Source organism: Chryseobacterium arachidis (assembly GCF_900129245.1).
Lineage (GTDB): Bacteria > Bacteroidota > Bacteroidia > Flavobacteriales > Weeksellaceae > Chryseobacterium > Chryseobacterium arachidis.
In genome coordinates this window covers 1-23,517 of record NZ_FQUT01000023.1, presented here as the reverse complement: position 1 = coordinate 23,517, position 23,517 = coordinate 1, and the positions used below count along the sequence as shown (strand labels likewise).

Here is a 23,517-nt window from a genome sequence, read left to right as displayed (position 1 = left end):
GTTACAATTCCAGAATCAGACATTATTTGGCAAGATTTAAAAGAAAGACAAAGTGTTATTCTAAAAAACAATATATGTTAGAGAACTCATTAAAGTTATTATTTTTAAAACTTAATAACCAATTAGATATCTTAATTTAACAATGCCTTAGAAATATATTAATAAAAACAAAAAAAGACCTTTTTTAAGGTCTTTTTCATTTATAATTTACGAAATAACTCCGCTTCCTAGCAATTCTTCGCCATCATACCAAGATGCGAACTGTCCTTCTGCAATGGCAGATTGTGGATCTTCAAATTCAACATAAAAAGCATCCTCAAACTGATATAAAGTTGCCTTTTGCAACTGTTGTCGGTATCTGAATCTTGCCAGTACTTCCATCGATTCGCCGTTTTTCAATCTTAAATCTTCGCGAACCCAGTGTAATTCAGAATTATCGATTTTCAAAGCTCTTTTTAGTAATCCCGGAAACTGATGTCCTTCTCCTACGAAAAGAATATTGTTTTCCATATCTCTGGAGATGATAAAACAGCTTTCTTTATGTCCGCCGATTCCTAACCCCTTACTTTGTCCTATCGTGAAAAATTGAGCACCCTGATGCTTTCCGATCACTTTTCCGTCGGCCTTTTTATAATTGATTTTTTGGCTTAAAAATTCCAGTTCTTCTTGCTTTGAAGAAAATTCAGGTTTTTCCTGAGCGAAAAGTGGAGAATCTTTAAAAATTTCAACGATTTCACCTTCTTTCGGAACCAATTGTTGTTGTAAAAATTGAGGAAGACTTACTTTTCCGATAAAACACAATCCCTGAGAATCTTTTTTATCAGCTGTTACCAATCCTATTTCCTTTGCAATTTCTCTAACCTGAGGTTTTGTTAATTCTCCGATTGGAAATAATGCTTTAGACAATTGATCCTGGCTTAATTGGCATAAGAAATAAGACTGATCTTTATTATTGTCTTTTCCAGCCAACAAATGAAAAATTTCTTTTCCATTTTCATCAACTGTTGAATCCACTCTTGCATAATGTCCGGTTGCTACTTTATCCGCACCCAAAGACATTGCTGTCTTCATAAAGACATCGAATTTCACCTCTCTGTTGCACAAAACATCAGGATTCGGAGTTCTTCCTTTCTGATATTCATCGAACATGTAATCAACGATTCTTTCTTTGTAAAGATCACTCATATCGATCACCTGAAACGGAATTCCAAGCTTTTGAGCGACCATTAAGGCATCATTACTGTCTTCGATCCAGGGGCATTCGTCTTCCAACGTTACCGATGCATCATTCCAGTTTCTCATAAACAAAGCCACCACTTCATGACCTTGCTGTTGCAGCAAATAAGCTGTCACACTAGAATCTACGCCTCCGGAAAGGCCTACTACTACTTTCATTGCATTTCAATTTTACGAAACTCTTAACGGGAGTTCTTAGTTTGACGGGGCAAAAATACAACTAAATATATTCGGAAAAAAAACATAATTTTAAACATTGACAAAAACAATATTAATATGAAAAAGTTTATTATTCCTTTATTTTTAATGATTTCAGGGGCAATGTTCTCGCAGGTTGCAGTTGGTGCTTCTCCTGAAAATAACAATCGTTGGACTTTCGGAGGTGGAATTGGATTGGGTTTCGGAAGCAACAATTATTTTAATCTTTCCGCGGCTCCAAGAGTTGGATACAGGCTTACCGATGATCTTGAAGGCGGACTTTTGGGAAGTGTTTCATGGCAGAAATCCAATTCGTATAGCTCTACAATGTTCGGAGTTGGTCCGTTTCTGAATTATTATATTGCAAGAACTTTTTATGTAAGTGCAAATTATCAGCACTATTTCATCAATTATAAAGACAAATTTTACGATTTTAAAGCAAATGCAGATGAAGATGCTTTGTATCTCGGAGGTGGTTATATGCAACGAATCGGAAATAATTCTTACCTGCAGCTTGGTTTGATGTATAATGTTCTTTGGAAAGAAAATTCCAGTATTTTTTCGAGTGGTTTAGTTCCGAATATTGGATTTGTGGTGGGGCTTTAAAGATTTATACAAAAAAGCATCGGATTTCTTCGATGCTTTGCTTTTTATTTTTTTATGATGAGTTTAAAACTTTTTACTAATTTTCCCTTTTCCGATTTTACTGTTAACAGATAATTTCCGTTTTCAAGCTGATCTTCTAAATTAAAATGTTCTTCTTTATTTTTCTGAATCATTTTAGAATAAATCAATCTTCCGGAGATATCATTAATGCTAACAATATGTGATTCTTTGTCTAAAACTGAACCCTTCAGGCTGAAGTTTCCGTTGTTTGGGTTATTGTAAAGCGTAAGATTTTCAGTAGAATTTACATCAGAAACAGAAAGGAATTTAGGACTGAATTTAGCAATAAATCCGGATATTCCTAATGTAATTCCCGGTGGATACATTATGCTTGTCTGGTTTCCGTTGGCAGAGGCAAAGCCATTGTTTCTGTGGGTGTTTCCAAACAGGTAAAATGCATCCGAATACTTTGAAAAACTGCATCTTATATCTACGGATTCTAAGGGATTGCTGTAGGCACCTCCATAATAAGAAATGAAATCGGGCTGACCTGTAGTAGCATTCAAAATGCCAAAAAAAGCATCCTGATTATTTGGATTTGGCTTTATATCGACGTAAGATCCCGGAGTTGCTATATTATAGCTTCCACTGCTTGTCCCTGTAAATAGCAGTTTACCGTCTTTCACATCAAGACCTTTGTCTCCGCTATAAGACTCATATCCGTCTGTTCCTATATACGTACTCCAGCTTCTGTTTCCGTCGTTGTTGAATTTAGTGATAAACATATCAATACCATCATTGGTCTGGGGCTTATAAGCACCTTCTGTAGCATAATAGGTATCGCCGACTATACCAAACGTCATTCCTGTAACATAAACTCCCGTTTGATCTGCTTTTATATCCGAAATACCGGCCTCTATTGTGTTTCCGGGAGTGCCGTAATAAGTTCCCCAAATTCGTTGTCCTGTATTTCCATCAATTTTAGCAATGAATTGTCCCCCTTTTGCGGACTGAAAAGTTCCGGGTGTTGAAAGACCAGTTTCTGTAGTTTTTAAATCATTATTACCAAAAATATAAAGATTGTTTCCATATACAGTCATCCCGCCTATTAAACTGGAAGGTGTATAGGTTGCCCAAATTTTCTGACCCTGAGAATTTAATTTTACGATATAAGTATTGGCTAAAATAAGTCCCGCAGTGTCATAAACAACACTGAAATTCTGCTGAAAAACTCCGGAATCTCCCAGGTTTTGCCATTTGGTGTTTCCTGTAAGATAAATATTTCCGTTGCCGTCTACTTCAATATTATTGTTCTCTCCGGTGTTGGGGATGTAGGTTTTCCACAAAAGGTTGTTGTTGGCATCATATTTAGAGAGAATCACATCGTTTGTTTCATTATTGTTCGATAGCCATACCCCGGAAGGAAGCGTGGGATAAGCAGTTAGTTGGTTTTCAATGCCATAAATATTGCCATTCTCGTCTCTGTAATCAATTGTTTTTCTTGATGTTCCGGTTTGGTAATGATCTGAATATTTTGCCTGTAAAAGAGTGCCGGCTGGCGAAAATCTGCCGGAGAAATTATTAGAAATATTACCGATGAAAGTTTGCTCTCCGGGTGTGACAAATTGATTGTAATATGAAACAGGTGTATTTCCTGAAGAAGGACTGATATATGTTATAATCTCTTCTGCAAAGATGTTGGAAGAGTTATCCTCATACATTCCTGTAAAATAAGTATTTGTGGCTCCAAAATAAGTTCCCCAATCTCTTTGATAATTAAAGTTTTGGGCAAACATACCGGATGATAAAAATAAAAAGAATAGATTTTTTGCTCTCATTTTAAATTTGATGTTTTTGGTGATTATTCAGGGTTATACAAAAATATACAAACAATCGTGAATTATCTTAATTATTTTAAAATTAGACATAAAAAGAAAAGCACCGAGAATATCCCGATGCTTTCCAATTATGATAAATTATTTATTTATGATTGAGAAGACTTCTCAGCCGCAGATTTCTTCGGTTTTGAAGCTTTTCCGGTTAAGGCATCTTTCGCCTCATTCAGATCAAGAACCACAGTTTCTCCTTCGTTCAATTGCTTGTTTACCAACATTTCTGCCAATAAATCTTCAATATATTTCTGGATCGCTCTTTTCAATGGTCTTGCTCCGAAGTCTTTATCCCATCCTTTTTCAGAAATGAAATCTTTTGCTTCATCAGTTAAATCAACTTTATATCCTAATTTTTCAAGTCTGCTGTAAAGCTTATTTAATTCAAGATCAATGATTTTCTTGATGTCATCTTTTTCAAGAGAGTTGAAGATCACAATATCATCAATTCTATTCAGGAATTCCGGTGAGAATGCTTTCTTAAGCGCATTTTCAATGGTGCTTCTCGCTCTTGAATCTGTATTGGTCTTCTTAGCAGAAGTTCCGAATCCTACACCATCTCCGAAATCTTTAAGGTCCCTTGTACCGATGTTTGAAGTAAGGATGATAATTGTATTTCTGAAATCAATTTTTCTTCCCAAACTGTCTGTAACGTGACCTTCATCTAAGATCTGCAACAAGATATTGAATACATCCGGGTGAGCTTTTTCAATCTCATCCAAAAGAACCACTGCATAAGGTTTTCTTCTTACAGCCTCTGTTAATTGTCCGCCTTCTTCGTATCCAACGTATCCCGGAGGCGCACCAACCAATCTCGAAACTGCAAATTTCTCCATGTATTCACTCATATCGATTCTGATCAAAGATTCATCAGATTCGAAAAGCTCTCTTGCCATTACCTTAGCCAGCTCGGTTTTACCAACCCCTGTTGTTCCTAAGAAAATGAATGTACCAATCGGACGGTTCGGATCTTTAAGACCCGCTCTGTTTCTTTGAATGGCTTTCACCACTTTTTTCACAGCGTCTTCCTGACCGATCACTTTTCCGTTCAGGTTTCCATCCATTCCGGCAAGTTTATCAAGTTCGTTTTTACCAACTTTGGTTACAGGGACACCACTCATCATGGAAACTACTTCCGCTACATTCTCTTCTGTTACGGTTTCTTTTTTCTCTTTCACATCTTTGTCCCACTTATCCTGAGCAGAGTTTAGCTCCATCTGAAGCCTTTCCTCTTCATCCTTCAATTTTCTGGCTTCAAGATAATCCTGAGCCTTTACCGCTTTTTGCTTTAATTCCTTGATCTCTTCAATTTTCTTTTCAAAATCAATGATTTCAGTAGGAACTTTCATGTTTTTAATATAAACACGAGATCCGGCTTCGTCCATCGCATCGATCGCTTTGTCCGGTAAGAAACGGTCTGTAATATATCTTGATGTCAGATTGACACACGCTGCAATCGCCTCTGGAGTATAAATTACGTTGTGGTGCTCTTCGTACTTATCTTTGATTTGATTTAAAATCTGAATCGTTTCGTCAATAGAAGTAGGTTCCACCATTACTTTCTGGAATCTTCTTTCCAAAGCGCCGTCTTTTTCGATGTATTGGCGGTATTCATCCAAAGTAGTTGCTCCGATGCATTGAATTTCACCTCTTGCCAAAGCCGGCTTAAACATATTGGATGCATCTAAACTTCCTGTTGAACTTCCTGCACCCACAATGGTATGAAGCTCATCAATGAATAAGATGACATCTCTGTTTTTCTCCAGCTCGGTCATAATGGCCTTCATTCTTTCTTCAAACTGACCACGGTATTTAGTTCCTGCAACCAGACTCGCCAAATCCAAAGTGATCACACGTTTTCCGTAAAGAACTCTCGACACTTTTTTCTGTTGAATTCGTAATGCCAAACCTTCCGCAATTGCAGATTTACCAACTCCCGGCTCCCCGATAAGAAGCGGATTATTTTTCTTTCTACGCGATAAGATTTGCGAAACTCTCTCAATTTCTTTTTCACGACCAATTACAGGGTCTAATTTTCCGTCTCTTGCCAAAGAAGTTAAGTCTCTACCAAAATTATCCAATGTAGGAGTTTTACTTTTGGCAGAGCCTAAATTTCCTGTAGGCTTTCTCATTTGCTCAAAATCCTCTCTTTCATCATCATCATCATAAGCACTCATTTGTGGCGCTTGTCCCGAATTTTTAAGCATTGTTTGATATTCTTTTGAAACACCTTCATAGTCGATGTCATAAGCCCCTAAAATATTTGAAGTAGGATCCTCATATTTGTAAAGAATGCCTAAAAGCAAATGAACGGTATTAATCTCATTGCTCTTATATTGTCTGCATTCTAGCTCCGCACGCTTGATCGCATGATCTGCCATCTTCGTGAAAGAAATATTGGTAACCTCCTCAGAAATAGGATTAAGACTTGCTGTATTTAGAGTTTCAATTTTTCTTCTGATTTGTGTTAAATCCGCATTAAGGTTTTGAAGGATTTCTTTTGCAGAGTTTTCTGTTTTTATAATACCTAAAAGTAGATGTTCTGTATTAAGAAATTCACTTTTGAGCCTTTTCGCTTCGCTCTTGCTTTGTTTGAACACCTGGCTCAAACCTTGTGAAAACTTATAATCCATAATATATCTCATTAGAATAAAAGCAACATTGCCATTTATTCATTATCTAAATTACAAATATTTTACCAAAAATCAATAAATGACTTTATGGCAGAAAAAATTTTATTATCTTATTGAAAATGATTAAGTTTGTGATCCTCAAATTTTTTCTAATGATTCCCGAAATTGCTACTTATATTGGATATTCAGCATCACTTTTTATCGTGTTGAGTTTCATATTGAAAGATATCAGAAAAATCAGGATTGTTAATATGATCGGTTGTATCTGTTTTGTCATTTATGGCATTTTTAGCGGAATGCTCTGGCCGGTAATTATTCCAAACGGATTAATTTGCTTTATTCAGATTTACCATCTTTTGACGGATAATAAGAAATAATGAGCAGGAAAAAAATCATTACTTCCGCATTCAGTAATTTATATACGGATCAGCGTATTGAAAAGGTTTGCCGAACTTTACATGAAAACGGCTATGAGATTGAATTGATTGGAAATGATTGGAATGGGGCGGAAAAAATGTCTCGACCATATTCTTTTTCGAGAATTAAATTAATTTCTAAAAGTTTAAAAACCGCTTATTTCGAGTTTAACTGGAAATTATACCATGAATTAAAGAAAAAAGCAGATAAAAATACCATTCTTCACGCCAATGATTTAGACGCTTTACTTCCAAATTATTTGATTGCTAAAAAACTAAATATTCCGTTGGTTTTCGATAGCCATGAAATTTTTTCCGAAATGCCTGCGATTCAGGGCAAAATGTCACAAAAATTATGGCGTTATCTTGAAAAAAAGCTCATCCCGGACATAAAGTTTATGATTACGGCAAGTTCAGGTTATGCAAATTGGTTTGAAAATAAATACAAAATTAATCCTGTTGTGGTCCAAAATGCGCCGAGAAAATTAAGCTTTAATAAAGAAATTTCTGATAATAATCCAAAAATTCTTTTATATCAGGGAGTGATTAATCCTTTTCGAGGAATCGATAAGGCAATTTTGGCAATGAAACATTTAGATAATGTTGTTTTTAAAATTGCAGGCAACGGACCAATGAGAAAGCAATATGAAGAATTGGTTGAAAAAGAAAACCTTCAACAAAAAGTTCAGTTTTTAGGAAAATTGTTGCCGGAAGATTTAAGAAAAATTACGGTCACGGTTGATTGTGGAATGAGTATCGAAGAGAACGGTGGAGAAAGTTACTATTATTCTTTACCTAATAAAGTTTTGGACTGTATTCAGGCGAGAGTTCCTTTGATTTTGTCAAACCTTCCTGAAATGATGAATATTAAAAATCAATTTGATGTGGGGGAAACCATCAAAGATCATCAACCTGAGAATATTGCGAAAACAATCCAGATCATTTTAAACAAAGGAAGAAAAGAATATCTACCGGAACTTGAAAAAGCTGCCAACGCTCTTTGTTGGGAAAATGAGGAAATGAAATTGCTTCAAATCTTTGAGGAAGCAAATTCAACAACAAGCTTATAAGCTTCAAAATCTCATTTACAGTAAAATTGCCTACGACTTACCGATTAAAGTCTAAATCATAATTTAGTATCTTTGCACAAAGAAAGTATAGAAATGACCATTAAAGAAAAACAGCAGGAAATTATTGACGAATTTGCGTTTCTTGAAGATTGGGAGCAGAAATATGAATACATTATCGACCTTGGAAAAGAGCTGAAAGGGCTTTCTGAAGATAAAAAAACTGAAGAAAATCTAATCAAAGGCTGTCAAAGTAAGGTTTGGATCGACGCTGAATTTAAAGACGGAAAATTATTTTTTGATGCAGATTCCGACGGTATTTTGCCGAAAGGAATTGTTTCTCTTTTAGTGAGCATTTACAGTGGTCATTCTACGCAGGAAATTTTGGATTCTGATTTCAAATTTATCTCAGAAATTGGCCTACAGGAATTTCTTTCTCCTTCCAGAGCCAATGGTTTAATGGCAATGACGAAGCAAATTAAATTTTATGCAGTTGCTTATCAACTGAAATCATAGTTGTGACCAGAATTTTAGCATATCGTTTTTCCGCCTTCGGAGATGTTGCGATGACGGCTCCTGTTTTTCGAGAATTTTTGGAGCAAAATCCTGATGTGGAAATCGTGATGGTTTCCAGAAGTAATTTTGAGGCTTTATTTGCTGATATTCCGAATGTTATATTCAAAGGGATCAACCTTGATGATTATAAAGGAATTTTTGGACTAAATAGATTGGCAAATGAGTTAATTAAAGAATTTAAGCCCGATCTGGTTGCAAATCTTCATGATGTGATCCGAACGAAAATTTTGGACAGAATTTATCGGAGAAAAGGATTTAAAGTCTTCAAAATCAACAAAGGAAAAGAAGAGAAAGAACAATTGACTGATGTCTGGAATCTCAATAAAGTTCAGTTAAAGAAGACCGTTGAACGTTATGCAGATGTTTTTCGGGAAATGGGGTATAAGGTCAAGTTATCACATCAATTGAGACCAAATTCAGCCAATAAATCAGGAATTGGTTTCGCTCCTTTTGCACAACATAAAGGGAAAATGCTTCCTTTGGAAAAATCTTACGAATTGGCAAGAATTCTGGCAAAAAGAAATACCATTTATTTTTTCGGAGGAGGAAAGTCTGAAAGCGAATTGCTTGAAAAATGGGAAAAGGAAATTCCCAATACAAAAAGTTTAGCAGGAAAACTAAGTCTTACGGAAGAACTTCATAAAATCGCTCAGTTAGAGTTAATGATCTCTATGGATTCGGCAAATATGCATCTGGCAAGTTTAGTGGGGACAAGATGTGTCTCTATTTGGGGTTCCACGCATCCTTTTGCAGGATTTTTGGGATTTGGCCAGAGGGAAGAAGATATTGTCCAGGTTAATGATCTCACTTGCAGACCATGTTCTGTTTTTGGGGATAAGGCATGTTATCGTGGTGATTGGGCTTGTTTGGAGGAGCTTGATGTGCAGAAGATTGTCAATAAAGTTTTATAAATACAGCCTCTCTTTTCGAGAGGTTTTTCTTTACGTTCAATTAATTAAATCGAAAATTATATTTTATTCATTTCTGATTTCGTTCCTTTTTAAATGTTTCTTTTCATTAAAAGAATTTTTTAGATTTTTAATATCGATGTAAACAAGAATTCTATCGGATAAAACCTTGTTTTCATCGAAGCATTTTGTTTTCCAATCACGGATAGATCAAATTTGGTCTATAAATATTAAACAACCATGAAGAACCAAATCACATCTCAAAAATCAAAATTAACAATCAGAAAAAAAGTTATTAAAAACTACGAAGCATCTAAAGGAGCAAAGGATAATTTTACTACGAATCCAACGACCATCTCAATTAGTTCCTCCTTTTTCTAAAATAATATCTTATTAAGTTATGTGGATAAACTGCAAAATAGTATCTAGCAACTTTCTTCTTTATAATAAATTTAAGGAGTTTATCAACCAAACTCCTTTCTTTTTATTAGTGGAAGAAAATATGAATTTTGCCGAAGATGATCAGGTCATCTTTTGGGATATCGATTCAATAAATATAAATGTAAGCTACTTTAAGGAGCAGATAGACAAAGGCTCTTTAATCATTGTCATATCTGCTTTATTATCGAAAAGTATGATTTCAAATCTATTTGAATATGATCATGCAAAAATAGGGACGCTGAATAAAAACATTCCGTATCCTGAATTTTTGGAAGAAATAAGCAAAATAGTAGATAAATTATAGTTTAAATTCCTAATAAATTAAATAATTCGTCTTTTTTTGCTGTAGCAATGGTTATTGCTTTTCCGTTATTTAAATCAATGACATTCCCCGAAACGGATTTTATAGATATCAGTTTTACAATAAAAGATCTTTGAACTCTGAAAAATTTTGGTGGAACTAGAATATCTTCCATCGATTTCAGTGTTGCTAATGTTGTAAAAGATTCTGTATCAGTCACGATCTTAAGATAATCTCCTAAAGCTTCTACATACAAAATATCATCCAAAATTACCTTTACGAGTTTTCCATTTACCTTAATAAAAATACGGTCTACCGAATTTTGAGGCTGTTGTGGTGAGGGAGATTCTGTCTTAGAAGAAATCTGAATTCTTTCTTTGGCTCTATTAACAGCCTTAAGAAAACGATTGTATGCAACAGGTTTTACAAGGTAATCAACTACCCCATTTTCAAATCCTTCAAGGGCAAAATCTCTATGAGCAGTTATAAAAATAATTGAAGGTTGCTTTGTAAGCGACCGAATGAGATCTATTCCATTGATTTTTGGCATCTGAATGTCGCTAAAAATAATGTCAACTTCATTAGATTGGAGATAGGCAAGAGCATCAATAGGATCATCATAAGAAGCTTGTAATTCTAAGAAAGGAATTGTTTTTACAAAATCTACAATAAGCTCTTTGCCAATAGGTTCATCATCAATTACTATACAGCGCATTTTATCATTCATCATGTCAAATTTATTGAAAGTGAGACAAAGAAACTGGATTCTCTGTCTTCTGTTATTAATTCATGGTTATCCGGATAAATAAGATTTAATCTTTTCTCTACATTTTTCACTCCAATTCCACCAAAAGATGTCTTTTTTACAGAATTTTTTTCCTTATTATTTTCAATGGCAAAGTAAAAAATATTATTCACAATATCGATACTTATTTTCAAAAAATTATTTTCAGCTGATTTTAGGCCGTATTTAAAAGCATTCTCGATAAATGTGAAACTCAATAAAGGTGCAATTTGGATATTATCAATATCATCCTCTACGGAAATTTCTAATGTGATATCCTTATCCGCAGAATATCTCATCCTTTCCAAATAAAAATAGTTCTGAATAAAATCTATTTCTTTTTGTACCGGAACTTTTTCCGTATTGGATTCATATAGAGTATATGCCATTAAATCTGAAATATTGATAATGGCTTCCGGAGCACTTGGGTCTTTTTTTACCACTAAACCATATAAATTATTCAATGTATTAAATAAAAAATGAGGATTAAGCTGTGCCTTAAGAAAATCCTTTTCTATGTTGAGATTTTGAAGTTTCAGATCCAAAGTTTGTTTTTGAAAATAAATGGTTCGGTTGAAAAGGCGTGATATATCGAATAAAATTTTAACAAAGAAAGGAGGTGAAAATGAATATATTACCAACATAGCATTTCCAAACACATTTTGATAAGAAATAGCTTTAAAATACGGTTGCTTTGCATTTTTACTAATAATTTCTTTCAATGCTCCCTCATGAATATCGATTCCAAAGTAATGCAGGATAACAAACTGAAAATAATTGACAGATAACCAGATATAAATAGAAGCAGGAATACACATAAGAATAAAAAATATGCCCCAAACACTGCTTTTAAATATTCTTGGAACCAAAACATAAAAAAAGAGATAAAAAACCGTCATGTTATTAATAGTTCCTCTCGCTGTTAGTAATAAACTGGAGCTAAAAGGCAGTTTTAATTCTACCGAATAGTTTAAAAAAAGTAAAACAGAAAAGAAAAGCCAAGTACATACATGGCAAATAAATCTATTACGTGGAGTATAAAATTTATCAAAATTGATTTGTGAAACTTTTTCTAAAAAAGGGCTTATCTTTTGGTTTGATGCATTCATACAGTTAGCGTTTCTGACTTAAAATTCTATTATAATATTTTGTGGCAAATGAATAGGTCATGAGTTCCAAAGCGCGCTGTTCGGAAGGAAACCATCGATTAATGCTCATGTGTATATAGCTTGAAAGAACTTCTTTACAAAGTTGTATATTATTCAAATGTAGATCTCTCTCATGAAATTCTTCTACAAACTCATTTCCTGTACAAAACTCATGTAAACCTTCTTTTAAAATTCTGTACTTTGAATTAATATGCAATTTCAGTTCTGAAGAAAATTCCTTCAAAAAAACACTCTCCATCGACTTACAAAAATCCAGTTTTTCCTGTAAAGTTAACCCGAATAATGAAAGCCATGAGTTTACATTTTTTACTGAAGAAAATAATCTTATATTTTCATTTTCTTTGAAATTTTCCTGATCCAATAAGTTTAAAACCAATACACTGTCATGATAAAAAGCCTCTTCGGTTGCTTCAATAAATTCAGGATGATATCTTTCGATTTCCCGGTGATAAGAGTCGATCTGCAAATTCCAGATGGTTTCTTCCTGAAAATATGGATCCAGATGTCCATGTAATTTCTGAAGAACTTCGGGATATAATTTTTGATCATTTAAATGAAGTCTCAATCTGATATGATAATGCGGATCTGTGTATCGGATGAAAAAGGCTTTTTTAATATGATTTTCAGTAATCAATTCATCTAAAATTGGTTTCAGTCCTGATAATAAATCGTCTGAAATATTTGAATTGCAATATATTTTAAGATATAACCATGCACTTCCAGGAGCAAAACTTCTTTGTATTGATGATTTTTTATTTTGAAACCAATTATTCAGTGGTTTTAGCTCTTTATTTTCTAAAGGAAGAACAATTTGTTGATTATAATTTTTCACTCCGTCGTTAGGTAATAACCATTCCGAAAGTTGAAGCATGGTATTGTTTTTCAGTTCATCAAGCAGCAATGACAGGTAAGTATCATTGGTAATATCCAAAAAAAGTTCATTGTCTCCCTGAACCAATACAACATATTTTGATACATCCCATTTTTGAAAAAAATCTTTTAATGCTGATAAAGGGTTTTTTGACTTCTTGACTGCATTAATATCATTTTCGTGCATTATCCAACAAGCTCGATGCAATATGATATTTCTATAATTTATTCTTGGGATAAATCTTTTTTTAATTTTTGAATAATTAATATTCAAATTGATATTTTCCTGACCTTGAGATTGTATGGAACACAAAAATTTATAAACGGAGCTTTCGCTTTTATAAAAATTATGAGCATTTGAAAGTTTGGGAATAATTCTTTTATGAAGTTTTTTAGATCTTAAGATGATCTCGTTATTCTTTACTGAGATCATAATGTCGCTCAATAAAATCTGCTTATCATGATGACCACTATTTGCAAAAATTGGGATTTCATACTCCGAAAACTGTGGTCTTCTTGTGATATTGGCTGTACGTTTTTCCGGAATATAAATGATCTCTGCAAAAATAACTTCAGAGTATATTTTTTGCTCTTTTTGATGAATTTCGTTACAAAAATCTTTGATTTGATAGTCTAATAATGCAAGCCTCCCCAAGATTGAATTTGTGCTGGTTGTGCCTATGTTCTGTAGAAAAAATTGATCTTTAATAGGAGAACCTACTACACAGAAATTTTGTGTTTTTACAGGTTTTTCGTCTAATTTTAAATTATTATTTTCCAGATTGATGATTTTGCTTTTATCTTTTTCAATCAAATCTAAAAGAAAATCTAAATTTGGACTTTCTGCTTTTTTCTTTGTCTGATTTTTGTTTTTTCCAAATCCTTCTATCAGTGAACTTCCCTGAAAGTTTCCGATTTGTGATCCTGCCGGAAATCCAATCCCGAATTCTGAGTCTAATGCTTCAAGAAGCGGGATTTCCCTCAATTCATATTTGGTATTGAAATACTTCTTAAAAATTTCCAAATCATTCTGTGCCGAATTTCCTGAACCAAATGTATTTAATATCGAAATGCAAGTATTGATATTACAGAGAAATTTTTCATCTGGCTCGAAACTGCTTTCTGGAGAATGTTTCAGATCAACGTGGAAAAAATGTGTTTTGTAAATTCCTATTTCATTAACTAAGCTCTTAATTTCTGAAATCTCGGATATAGGAAGATTAGAAATAGGTGTTTCTTCAATTACTGAAATGCAGTATTCGATTTTATTTAAAAGCTTCAGATATATTTCTGCCTCATATACTCCTTCTTTTAAAATTTTTTGCAGAATATTTTTTATATTCTTTGAGCTATCGGAGGTTAGAGTGAGCTGAAGTTCGCTAACTAAAAATTTAATATCAATTAGCTCGTCGATAAAATCTGAAATTTCATTATCCTCAAAATCATCAGCAAATAAACTTCTGATTTCGTCGTATTCTGTAAAAGTGGAAATATTTGTGAGCTTTTCGAGATCTTCATTAATTTCCAATGAAGATTGCTGGTATTTTTCTTCATCATCAGTTTTTATGGGCTCTAAATAGCGATATTGCCCGGGAATTTTACCTAAGGTATTGTTGACTTTATACTTTAGTTTTTTCTTTATACTTTCATTATTCTCAATATGAAATTTTATTTCTGAAAGAAAATCCATATCAATTCTCGCTTTTCGGGCAAGTGGTTCTGCCTTGTGTGTATTTTTTAGATCTTGGAGGGCCACACCAGCCATAGTTCCATAAGGAGTACATCTTGTACTTGAACGGATCGCATATTTTTTAAGCGTGTGAACTAACTTTGGAATCCTATCTTCCTTAAGTTTTTTCTTTTTGTAATTGATAATCATCTCATACAAGTCAGGAGAACTCCAATATATGGATGCGACGAAGGAATCGTCTTGTATAAGTTCGTTTACAACATCTTCGATATTTTTTGTTCCGGCCTCATTAAACAATATGTCATAAGAAAACAAAGGCTTTCTTATGACATATTTATTATAGGTATCATATTTATTCATAGCATTTTGCGAAACGTTCTGTTCTCCGGCAGAACTTTAAAATTTCCGCAAAATTATTACTTAATACCTAAATACAACTAAAAATCACACTTTTTTGATTAATTTAAACTTTTTTCTAAAAAGAATAATAAAAATTAACTACTCAAGGATAAATATCTTTTTATCTTTTATGCTGATTACTATCTTTTTTCCAAGCCAGTTGAGACTTGTTTTTCCTTCATAGATGAGGTTTTCTACAAAAAGAACATTAGGTTTTTCTGCTTTTGCATAATTATTAGAAATACTCTCTATATTTCCTTTGTATATTTTTGTTTTAACAGCCTTATTAAACTCGCTTTCTTTTTCAATCATCTGCATGTTTTTAGAATCTATGCCTAATGTGTTCATCAGCTTGTCACTTAGCCAAAAAGAATTGTTTCCTGCGCCAGAATCAAGCATTACTTTGATTTTATATTTATTGTTCAGAACAGCGTACGTAAATATATCTACTGTATCATCACTTTGAGTGGAAAGAAAAATATCAATAGATTTTGAATATGACTTGGGAGAAGCGTCTGTAAAACTTATTTCATTTTTATTGTAATCTATGATAACATCTGTATTTTCAAGCATTTTTAATGAGATAAGACCGTCAATTCCCGGAATTTTCATATCTACTGAAGAAAAAGGAACATCTTTAAATGTTTTGCCCGAAAAATTAATTTCATTATTTCTGAAAAGAGGAATGTCGATTCTTTCGCCTGTAGCTCTAAATCCTGTAAAAAAATTATATGAAGACGGTTTTTGAGGAAGCTTTGCTACAAAATCATTGAAATATAAATTGATACCAGCCCCGGTGTCGAAAATGAAATTTCCTTCTACGCCTTCAATTTTTGCTTTTACAACAATATGACCTGAAGGTAATAATGTAAACGGAGTTTTCTGAGCCATGACTGATACGGAAAGTATCAATAGAAATGTTAAAAATGTCTTTTTCATAATATTATAATTTGGTGTTTCGATTATATTGCCTGGGATAACATATTATCTTCAATATTACCTTTATCTAAAGTATAAATACGGTCAGCCAGCTCAAATGTTTCTGATCTGTGAGAAACAATAATAATGATAGACTTTGGAAAGAGATTTCTAATATTATTGATGATTTCGGTTTCCAGTTTAGCGTCTAAAGAGGCTGTAGACTCATCAAATATGAAAACTGAAGGAGATCTGTTAATGGCTCTTGCAATCGAAACTCTTTGTTTTTGTCCGTCTGAAAGAGTTCCTCCACTGTAAGAGATCAAGGTGTCAGATCCGTTTTCAAGTTTTTTAACAACTTCTTCGAGACGAGCATATTTTAAAACATCTTCAATTTCGAATTGGCTCTTAAGGGTTCCGTATTTAATGTTTCTTTCCAATGTATCATGGAAAAGCTGGTTTTCTTTTTCTATAAGACAAAATTCGTTTTTCCAGTATTTATTTTCTTTAATATCTTGGTTATTGATCTTTAATTCTCCATTTGTAAGTTCTGTAAATCCACATAATAAATTGATTATAGAGGATTTGCCGCTTCCGCTCCCGCCTGAAAGAATATATGTTTTTCCTTGATCAAAAGTTAAGTTTATTTCGTTTAAAATCCTGTTATTTCCATGAAATAATGAAATGTTTTTAAAAATTATTTGTTCAATCTCGTTACGAGGATCTTTATCTTCTTGTAATTCAGTTGTTTTTTCAACATTAAAATATTCGGAAACTCTGTTCATAGAAACAAGCGATTTTGAAAACTGGTTATAACTATTTACAATTTCCAGAGTAGGAGTGAATAATCTATTGAGATATTGTATAAATGCTATCAAAACTCCAACACTCATTGCATTTTGAAACACCTGATAACCGCCATATGAAAGTACCAAAATAGGTGCTAAAGACATTAGTAGAGAAGAGACGCTTCCATTCAGACTGCTGATAAAAGTACCTTTTGAATGTTTCGATACCAGATCAGAATGTAGAGCTTTAAGGTTTTGCTCTTCTAAATCAACTGTTTTATAGCTTTTAATTACTCTGATGTTTTTTATTCTTTCTACAAGATAATTATTTAGACTACCTTCCATTTTCTGAATAATCGTAAAGTTTTTCTTTACATAAGGAGTGAAGGCTCTTATTACAAAGACAATTGCCGGAATAAAAAGGAGACTCATTAAGGCAAGTGTATAGTCTAGAATAAAAAGCATAATCAAAACGCCGATCAGGACAATAATATTTTTTACTGATCTTATGAGGAGAGAAGATGTGGTCTGCTGAATATTATCAACATCATTCATTAAGGTGAAAACAAGTTCTCCTACTTTGGAATCCTTAAAAAAAGAAATATTTTTATTCAAAATATTGGCAAAAGCTTCTTCTCGGATATCTGAAGATATTTTTTTGCTTACCGTGGTAGACATTACATCGGAAACAAGGGAGCAGATGATCTGTACAATATATATCCCGACAAGAAGTACCAAGAGCATAATAAGATCGTGATAGTTTCCTGATGGAAATACATCATCAATAATCACTTTTAGCATGTATGGAGTTACTAATGAGCCTGCACTGGAACATATCATCAGAATGAAAAGAATGATTTCCTCTTTGATGTAAGGATAAATATATTTTGAAAATCTTTTCAGTAATTTTTTTTTCTGATTCATAATGATACTATTTTTTTGTTTAGTAAAAACAAGGGACTTTTTTAATCCCTGTATTCATCCAATTTTTTCTTCATAATAGTATGCATATGAGAGAATTTTCCTTTTCCGTATGCGGTGAAAAATACGGGTATTTTTGTAATTCCATCCATTTTACAGAACTTTTCAATCGCTGATTCTTTAAAAGCTCCTGTGATCCAGGTTTGTAAAGACTGTGTAACGGCAATAATCTGAGAAGTCTGTGAAAAATGACCGGCTTCTAAGTACACGACTTTGTAATTCCTTGGTGTTTTATATTTCCAGGCCAAGATTTCAAGATTAGCGGCAAGGAAAATTCCAAAAGAACAGTCGTTTGCAAAGAATTGCCCAGCAAGACATTCTCTAAGATCCTGATAAGAAAAATGATCGTTTACTTTACATAAAGAATGAGTTTCCGGCTCGTACCAATATATTCCGTTTTCTACGCCTTCCACATTAAAGATTGCTACATAAGGTTCTATAATCTGCAGGCTGCCTCCGGAAGGGCTGGTTCTTCTTCTGAAAGGGCCGTATTCCTTTTCTACACCATGAACATATCCAAATGAATAGAAAAGAAGGTTACTTAATTGTTGTATGTTTACAGAAGTTTCTTCAAACTCTCTGATTGTTTTTCTTTTTTTCAGCGTGTCGATGAGGTCTATGTTAACTTCATCGGCCTGGGGTAGAGTTACGACTACTTCAAAATCTTCAATCTGTCCTCTTCTTGGAAATTCTACTTTTTTTACTCTTTTGCAAACTTCCAGATACTGTCCTGCCCATTCTTCTTCTGTGGAATCTGCCATGGCATTTGAGGTATCCTTGGTGATATGATGAAACATGTGGGCGTAATAATTAAGATAGGGCTGATCTTGGTTGTTGTTTTGTGTAAGAATGTCTGTATTGATAAAATCATTTACAATATTTTCTTTCTCTGTAATATCTTCTTCAGTATTTGAATAATCTACTAAAGCTCTCAGATATTCTTTTCTTGGGCTGTATTCTTTTTTTTCCTTGTAATTAAATAATATGGGTTGGTTGTCTTTAAAATATAAAAAAAAGTTGTGTGAAATATTCATAGTCTATTGTTTTTAGTTGTATTGTAATTTGTTTTTGGAAAAAATAGTAGTGACTGGAGAGTTATTATCACTACTATTTTTCAGTTTAATAAGTACTTCTATAATTAGAAGCAGATTACGTTGATATCGAAGAAATCGTTTTCGATCGGCGATGTAGTTACTGGTTTCATCGTTAAATTTTAGGAGTTAATATTTGTTTTTGTTACACTGTTTCTGTGTTGGATTACCAACAGATTACGTTGATATCGAAGAAATCGTTTTCGATTGGCGATGTAGTTACTGGTTTCATCGTTGAATTTTTAAGGATTAATATTTGTTTTTGTTTCGCTATTTCTGTTCTAAAGCTTAGAAGCAGATGATGTTGATATCGAAGAAATCGTTTTCGATTGGCGATGTAGTTACTGGTTTCATCGTTGAATTTTTAAGGATTAATATTTGTTTTTGTTTCGCTATTTCTGTTCTAAAGCTTAGAAGCAGATGATGTTGATATCGAAGAAATCGTTTTCGATTGGCGATGTAGTTACTGGTTTCATCGTTGAATTTTTAAGGATTAATATTTGTTTTTGTTTCGCTATTTCTGTTCTAAAGCTTAGAAGCAGATGATGTTGATATCGAAGAAATCGTTTTCGATTGGCGATGTAGTTACTGGTTTCATCGTTAAATTTTTAAGGCTTAATACTTGATTTTGTTACACTGTTTCTGTGGTGGATTACCAACAGATTACGTTGATATCGAAGAAATCGTTTTCGATTGGCGATGTAGTTACTGGTTTCATCGTTGAATTTTTAAGGATTAATATTTGATTTTGTTACACTGTTTCTGTGGTAGATTACCAACAGATTACGTTGATATCGAAGAAATCGTTTTCGATCGGCGATGTAGTTACTGGTTTCATCGTTAAATTTTTAAGAGTTAATATTTGATTTTGTTACACTGTTTCTGTGTTGGATTACCAACAGATTACGTTGATATCGAAGAAATCGTTCTCGATTGGCGATGTAGTTACTGGTTTCATCGTTAAATTTTAGAGGTTAATATTTGATTTTGTTACACTATTTCTGTTGTGGATTACCAACAGATGATGTTGATGTCGAAGAAATCGTTCTCGATTGGCGATGTAGTTACTGGTTTCATCGTTAAATTTTAGAGGTTAATATTTGATTTTGTTACACTATTTCTGTTGTGGATTACCAACAGATGATGTTGATGTCGAAGAAATCGTTCTCGATTGGCGATGTAGTTACTGGTTTCATCGTTGAATTTTAAGGGTTAATATTTATTTGGGTTTCACTATTTCGATAGTTGTTTCTGGCTGTGACCAACAGATTACATTAATGTCAAAATAATCGCTGTCAATAGGTTTTGGGATTTGTCTCATTGCAATAAATTTCAGTTTTGTTATTTTGTTTTTAGAATCTTAGTTTGCTCTGTCTACTTCCTCCAGCTTAATCTGTTTATTATTTCCTCTAACTTTGCTGTTTCCGAACTGATACGTAACACTTACATTAAAAGTTCTTGCATCATAATAATTGTTGGAGTAGGTATAATAGTCTGAATAGTATGCTTTTCCTCTAAACTTCATTCCTTTTAATAAATCCTGAACAGTCAGATTTACCTGTAACTTTTTCTCTAGCAAAGACATTCTAAGCCCTGTAGACAAATTGTAAACATTCTCAAATCTGAAGTTTCCTTTGGTGTGTGGCAGGAAATTCCAGAAATTTAGCAAGAAGGAAAAAGTTTTGCCGGAGTTTAGATGAATAGTATTATTTACAGAATAGTAAAGAGAGTTTGAGCTTAGCCCTTCTACCTGATCTATTAATCCTTTAGACTCTACATAGGCATAGTTTGCTGATGCATAAAAGTCCCATCTTTTAAGAAAAGTATTAGAATATGTTGCGTTAATTCCTATACTATTTTCATCATAGTTATTAAGGATTTTTACTGTTCTGTTGGCACCTTGTAATTCAACAATTTGTCCAAAATTATCTTTGCTGAACTGATAGTATCCTGTGACAGATAATTTATTATTAAATACATATCCTAGTTCAAAGTTATTACTGAAAGAAGGTTTCAGGTAAGGATTACCTGTTACATAAGCATACGGATCCAGATAAATCGTAGTAGGGTTCAGAGACCTGGCGTCCGGACGTGTGATACGTTTAGAGTAGCTTAGGGTTAATATATTTTTCTTGTTCGGCTTATAGGTAAGGTATAAACTTGGGAACCATTTTCCGTATTCATTTTCTACTCTTTCGCCATTTCTCGCCACCCCTGTGAGGGATGTATATTCATATCTTAGTCCTGCTTTTCCTTCCCATTTTTCATTAAAGGTTTTAGAAAGGGTAATATATGATGCCCAATTGTTCTCGTTATACTCAAAAGCATTACTTCGGATATTGTCATATTGAGGTATACCTCCATTATTAACAAAGAAATCAAGCCCCGTATCGGTATTAAATCTTGTGTATTTTCCACCCACTTCTCCAATAAAATTCTTGAAAGGGAGATAAAAATCGGCTTGTCCGGAATAAATTTTATAATGGTATTTTGAGTTCAGCTGATAATTAATATTATTTACATTACTAGATGAAGATTCCAGTGAAAAAGGATTGTCATTTTTGCTGTCGAAAAGATTTCCGCCCAAGTAAAGTTTCTTTCCTAAACTATCTAGCTTTCTTTCAAAATAAACATTCAGTTGGTTATTTTGTATATCTGTGGCATTATAGGCATTGGAAACAACCGTTGAGTCTAATGTATTTCCATGATAGTATCGTGAAAAGTTTTTAGAATCATTCTTCCCATCCGTATCCGAATAATTATAAATGGCGCCTAATGATGTTTTATCATTAATTTTATAATCAATACTATAATTGATATTATATCCTTTGGACTTATCAATTCTGCTCGTTTCAGCAGCAAGAATATTATTGGCATAAATGGAAAGATTTTCATCAGATTTTTTCTCGTTATCAAACTGTGATATTCTTAAAGAGGTATTTATTTTTTTAGATTGATAATTTAGAGATCCATTATTAGAGTATCCGTTTCGTGATCTTCTCTGATAACTTGTCGAAATATTACCACTAAAGCCCATATTGGTATTTTGCTTGAGTACAATATTTATAATTCCGCTATTTCCCTGAGCTTCATATTTTGCAGGAGGAGTTGTTATTACTTCTATTCTGGCAATGTTTTCAGAGCGCAACGTTTTTAGATATGAAACAAGATCCTTTCCTGAAAGATTTACCGGTCTGTCATTGATCATGATAGAAACAGAGTTCTTCCCTACAATTTCTATATTTCCTTCATCATCTGCTTTTACCATTGGTGTTGCTGCTAATACATCAAGACCATCAACTCCTTTCGATGCAATAGAGTTTTCAGTATTAAATACAAATCTGTCTATTTTTCGTTCAAAAGTTTTTTTCTTAGCAACCAATACCACCTCTTTTATTCCGGCTACTTTTTCCTTTTCTATAGAGATGGTTATATTATTAGTAGTATTATTAAATTCATAGTTCTTAGAAGATTCTGCATATCCAGATGCGGATGTTAACAGATTATAGCTTCCATTTTGTGGAACTTCAACATTAAAAATCCCATTTTCATCAGAGATCTTTTCGGAAATAACATTTGCTTTGTTATTTGCAGATAATACTTTTATTAAAGCAAAAGGGACTGATTGACCTTTAATATCTGTTACTTTGCCGTTAATTATATTCTGAGCACTTACTGTAGAGAAGGCTAAGAAAAATGTTGCTGCTATTAAACTTGTCTTTTGCATAATCTTGTGATTTTCTATGGTTCAAAAGTATAGAGTTCACAAACGGAAAAGAATTTATTTCGACGAGAGTGTTGTTTTCAAGGATAGAAATTGAAAATATATCGGTAAAGCATTTTTTAAATCAGATAATAAAGTAAATATTTCTTGGTATTATTGAAATATATGGGTTGTACCGGCTCAATTTCAAAACTTTGTGAGAAAATGCAGAAAGGTTAATTTGTAGATGTTATATGAATCAGAATTTCTGAAATTATTTTTACCGGAATTTTTAATTGAACACTTTGATATCCACAAAGCAGAAACTCATGCTGCAGAACTATATATTTATTTTGAAGAAAAAAGCAGCATTCCTAAGGAATTTAAAGAAAGGCAACTTGAATCGAAGGGCTTTTTACCTGAAATCATTATAGATGATTATCCATTACGGGGTAAAATCGTAAAGCTTCATGTAAAAGAAGATGGACTGATAAATCCTCTAATGAAATTCTTCAGAGAGACTAGCAGGTGGTAGCGAAAGGAACCCGCATGACAAAGGATCTGGCAGGCTTCTTAAAAAAATTAGCCGACACTAAAGCTCTTCCTCTAAAAGTCATAGCAGAATTTTCGGGATCAAAGGCAAGACTTTTCAGAGACAATAACCTAAAATAAAAATAGGTAACCTAAAATTCTGCCTTAAAATTGAAAATATTGAGATTTAAAAAACTTAGGATTTAAATAAGAATTGCTGTAAACTCGGATCAGTCTCAAAAGTTGGGGAGAAAATAAAAATAGTAACTTTGTGGAATGTTAAATGATGCTGAAATTCTGAAATTATTCTTACCCGAATTAT

The 23,517-nt window shown here is 33.1% G+C and carries 17 protein-coding genes and 1 pseudogene; 8 read left to right on the top strand and 10 right to left on the bottom strand.

Annotation, left to right across the window (positions count from 1 at the left end; translation table 11 throughout):
* Nucleotides 1-140: pseudogene (locus BUA89_RS22825) on the top strand (IS1 family transposase); the annotation flags it as partial.
* A 67-nt stretch (nucleotides 141-207) separates the two neighbouring features.
* Here BUA89_RS22825 and mnmA read toward each other — a convergent pair.
* Nucleotides 208-1,395: a tRNA 2-thiouridine(34) synthase MnmA gene (mnmA, locus tag BUA89_RS22335; protein WP_072964192.1), complete on the bottom strand. Its 1,188-nt coding sequence runs from the start codon at nucleotides 1,393-1,395 to the stop codon at nucleotides 208-210.
* Nucleotides 1,396-1,512: 117 nt separating this feature from the next.
* Here mnmA and BUA89_RS22330 point away from each other — a divergent pair, with 117 nt between their 5' ends.
* Nucleotides 1,513-2,040, top strand: coding sequence for a hypothetical protein (locus BUA89_RS22330; RefSeq protein WP_072964190.1), 528 nt, complete (start codon nucleotides 1,513-1,515; stop codon nucleotides 2,038-2,040).
* A 44-nt stretch (nucleotides 2,041-2,084) separates the two neighbouring features.
* Here BUA89_RS22330 and BUA89_RS22325 read toward each other — a convergent pair whose 3' ends face one another.
* Nucleotides 2,085-3,878 (bottom strand): T9SS type A sorting domain-containing protein, encoded by a 1,794-nt coding sequence (locus BUA89_RS22325; RefSeq protein WP_083531765.1) that lies wholly within the window; start codon nucleotides 3,876-3,878, stop codon nucleotides 2,085-2,087.
* A gap of 146 nt (nucleotides 3,879-4,024) precedes the next feature.
* Nucleotides 4,025-6,562: an ATP-dependent Clp protease ATP-binding subunit gene (locus BUA89_RS22320; RefSeq protein WP_072964186.1), complete on the bottom strand. Its 2,538-nt coding sequence runs from the start codon at nucleotides 6,560-6,562 to the stop codon at nucleotides 4,025-4,027.
* 152 nt (nucleotides 6,563-6,714) lie between these two features.
* Between BUA89_RS22320 and BUA89_RS22315 the strand changes: the two genes are divergently transcribed.
* The 5 genes from BUA89_RS22315 (at nucleotide 6,715) to BUA89_RS22295 (ending at nucleotide 10,274) form a co-directional block, all read left to right on the top strand.
* Nucleotides 6,715-6,939: a uroporphyrinogen decarboxylase gene (locus BUA89_RS22315; RefSeq protein WP_072964184.1), complete on the top strand. Its 225-nt coding sequence runs from the start codon at nucleotides 6,715-6,717 to the stop codon at nucleotides 6,937-6,939.
* The gene (locus tag BUA89_RS22310) at nucleotides 6,939-8,048 is read left to right on the top strand and encodes a glycosyltransferase (RefSeq protein ID WP_072964182.1); all 1,110 of its coding nucleotides are present in this window, start codon (nucleotides 6,939-6,941) and stop codon (nucleotides 8,046-8,048) included. The genes BUA89_RS22315 and BUA89_RS22310 overlap by 1 nt, the downstream gene beginning before the upstream one ends.
* 93 nt (nucleotides 8,049-8,141) lie before the next feature.
* Nucleotides 8,142-8,561, top strand: a complete 420-nt coding sequence (locus BUA89_RS22305; RefSeq protein ID WP_072964180.1) for a SufE family protein — start codon at nucleotides 8,142-8,144, stop codon at nucleotides 8,559-8,561.
* A 2-nt stretch (nucleotides 8,562-8,563) separates the two neighbouring features.
* Nucleotides 8,564-9,532, top strand: coding sequence for a glycosyltransferase family 9 protein (locus tag BUA89_RS22300; protein WP_228420679.1), 969 nt, complete (start codon nucleotides 8,564-8,566; stop codon nucleotides 9,530-9,532).
* Nucleotides 9,533-9,929: 397 nt separating this feature from the next.
* Nucleotides 9,930-10,274, top strand: a complete 345-nt coding sequence (locus BUA89_RS22295) for a hypothetical protein (RefSeq protein ID WP_072964178.1) — start codon at nucleotides 9,930-9,932, stop codon at nucleotides 10,272-10,274.
* A gap of 1 nt (nucleotide 10,275) precedes the next feature.
* Here BUA89_RS22295 and BUA89_RS22290 read toward each other — a convergent pair whose 3' ends face one another.
* From BUA89_RS22290 to BUA89_RS22260, 7 genes are all read right to left on the bottom strand, one after another.
* On the bottom strand, nucleotides 10,276-11,001 hold the full coding sequence (locus BUA89_RS22290) for a LytR/AlgR family response regulator transcription factor (protein ID WP_228420677.1): 726 nt from the start codon (nucleotides 10,999-11,001) through the stop codon (nucleotides 10,276-10,278).
* Nucleotides 10,998-11,873, bottom strand: coding sequence for a sensor histidine kinase (locus BUA89_RS22285; protein ID WP_228420675.1), 876 nt, complete (start codon nucleotides 11,871-11,873; stop codon nucleotides 10,998-11,000). The genes BUA89_RS22290 and BUA89_RS22285 overlap by 4 nt, the downstream gene beginning before the upstream one ends.
* Nucleotides 11,874-12,168: 295 nt before the next feature.
* Nucleotides 12,169-15,144: a lantibiotic dehydratase gene (locus BUA89_RS22280; RefSeq protein ID WP_072964174.1), complete on the bottom strand. Its 2,976-nt coding sequence runs from the start codon at nucleotides 15,142-15,144 to the stop codon at nucleotides 12,169-12,171.
* 138 nt (nucleotides 15,145-15,282) lie between these two features.
* A complete protein-coding gene (locus BUA89_RS22275) occupies nucleotides 15,283-16,122 on the bottom strand; it encodes a retropepsin-like aspartic protease (RefSeq protein WP_083531764.1) in 840 nt (279 codons plus the stop codon).
* Between the two features lie 23 nt (nucleotides 16,123-16,145).
* On the bottom strand, nucleotides 16,146-17,813 hold the full coding sequence (locus BUA89_RS22270; protein WP_072964170.1) for an ABC transporter ATP-binding protein: 1,668 nt from the start codon (nucleotides 17,811-17,813) through the stop codon (nucleotides 16,146-16,148).
* 41 nt (nucleotides 17,814-17,854) lie between these two features.
* Complete coding sequence (locus BUA89_RS22265; protein WP_072964168.1) at nucleotides 17,855-18,904, bottom strand: SagB/ThcOx family dehydrogenase; 1,050 nt, start codon at nucleotides 18,902-18,904, stop codon at nucleotides 17,855-17,857.
* Between the two features lie 1,417 nt (nucleotides 18,905-20,321).
* On the bottom strand, nucleotides 20,322-22,688 hold the full coding sequence (locus BUA89_RS22260; protein ID WP_072964166.1) for an outer membrane beta-barrel family protein: 2,367 nt from the start codon (nucleotides 22,686-22,688) through the stop codon (nucleotides 20,322-20,324).
* Between the two features lie 223 nt (nucleotides 22,689-22,911).
* On the opposite strand from BUA89_RS22260, the gene BUA89_RS22255 reads away from it, so the two are divergent.
* Entirely contained in the window at nucleotides 22,912-23,199 is a 288-nt protein-coding gene (locus BUA89_RS22255; RefSeq protein WP_072964164.1) for an ISAon1 family transposase N-terminal region protein, read from the top strand.
* Nucleotides 23,200-23,517: the final 318 nt, after the last annotated feature.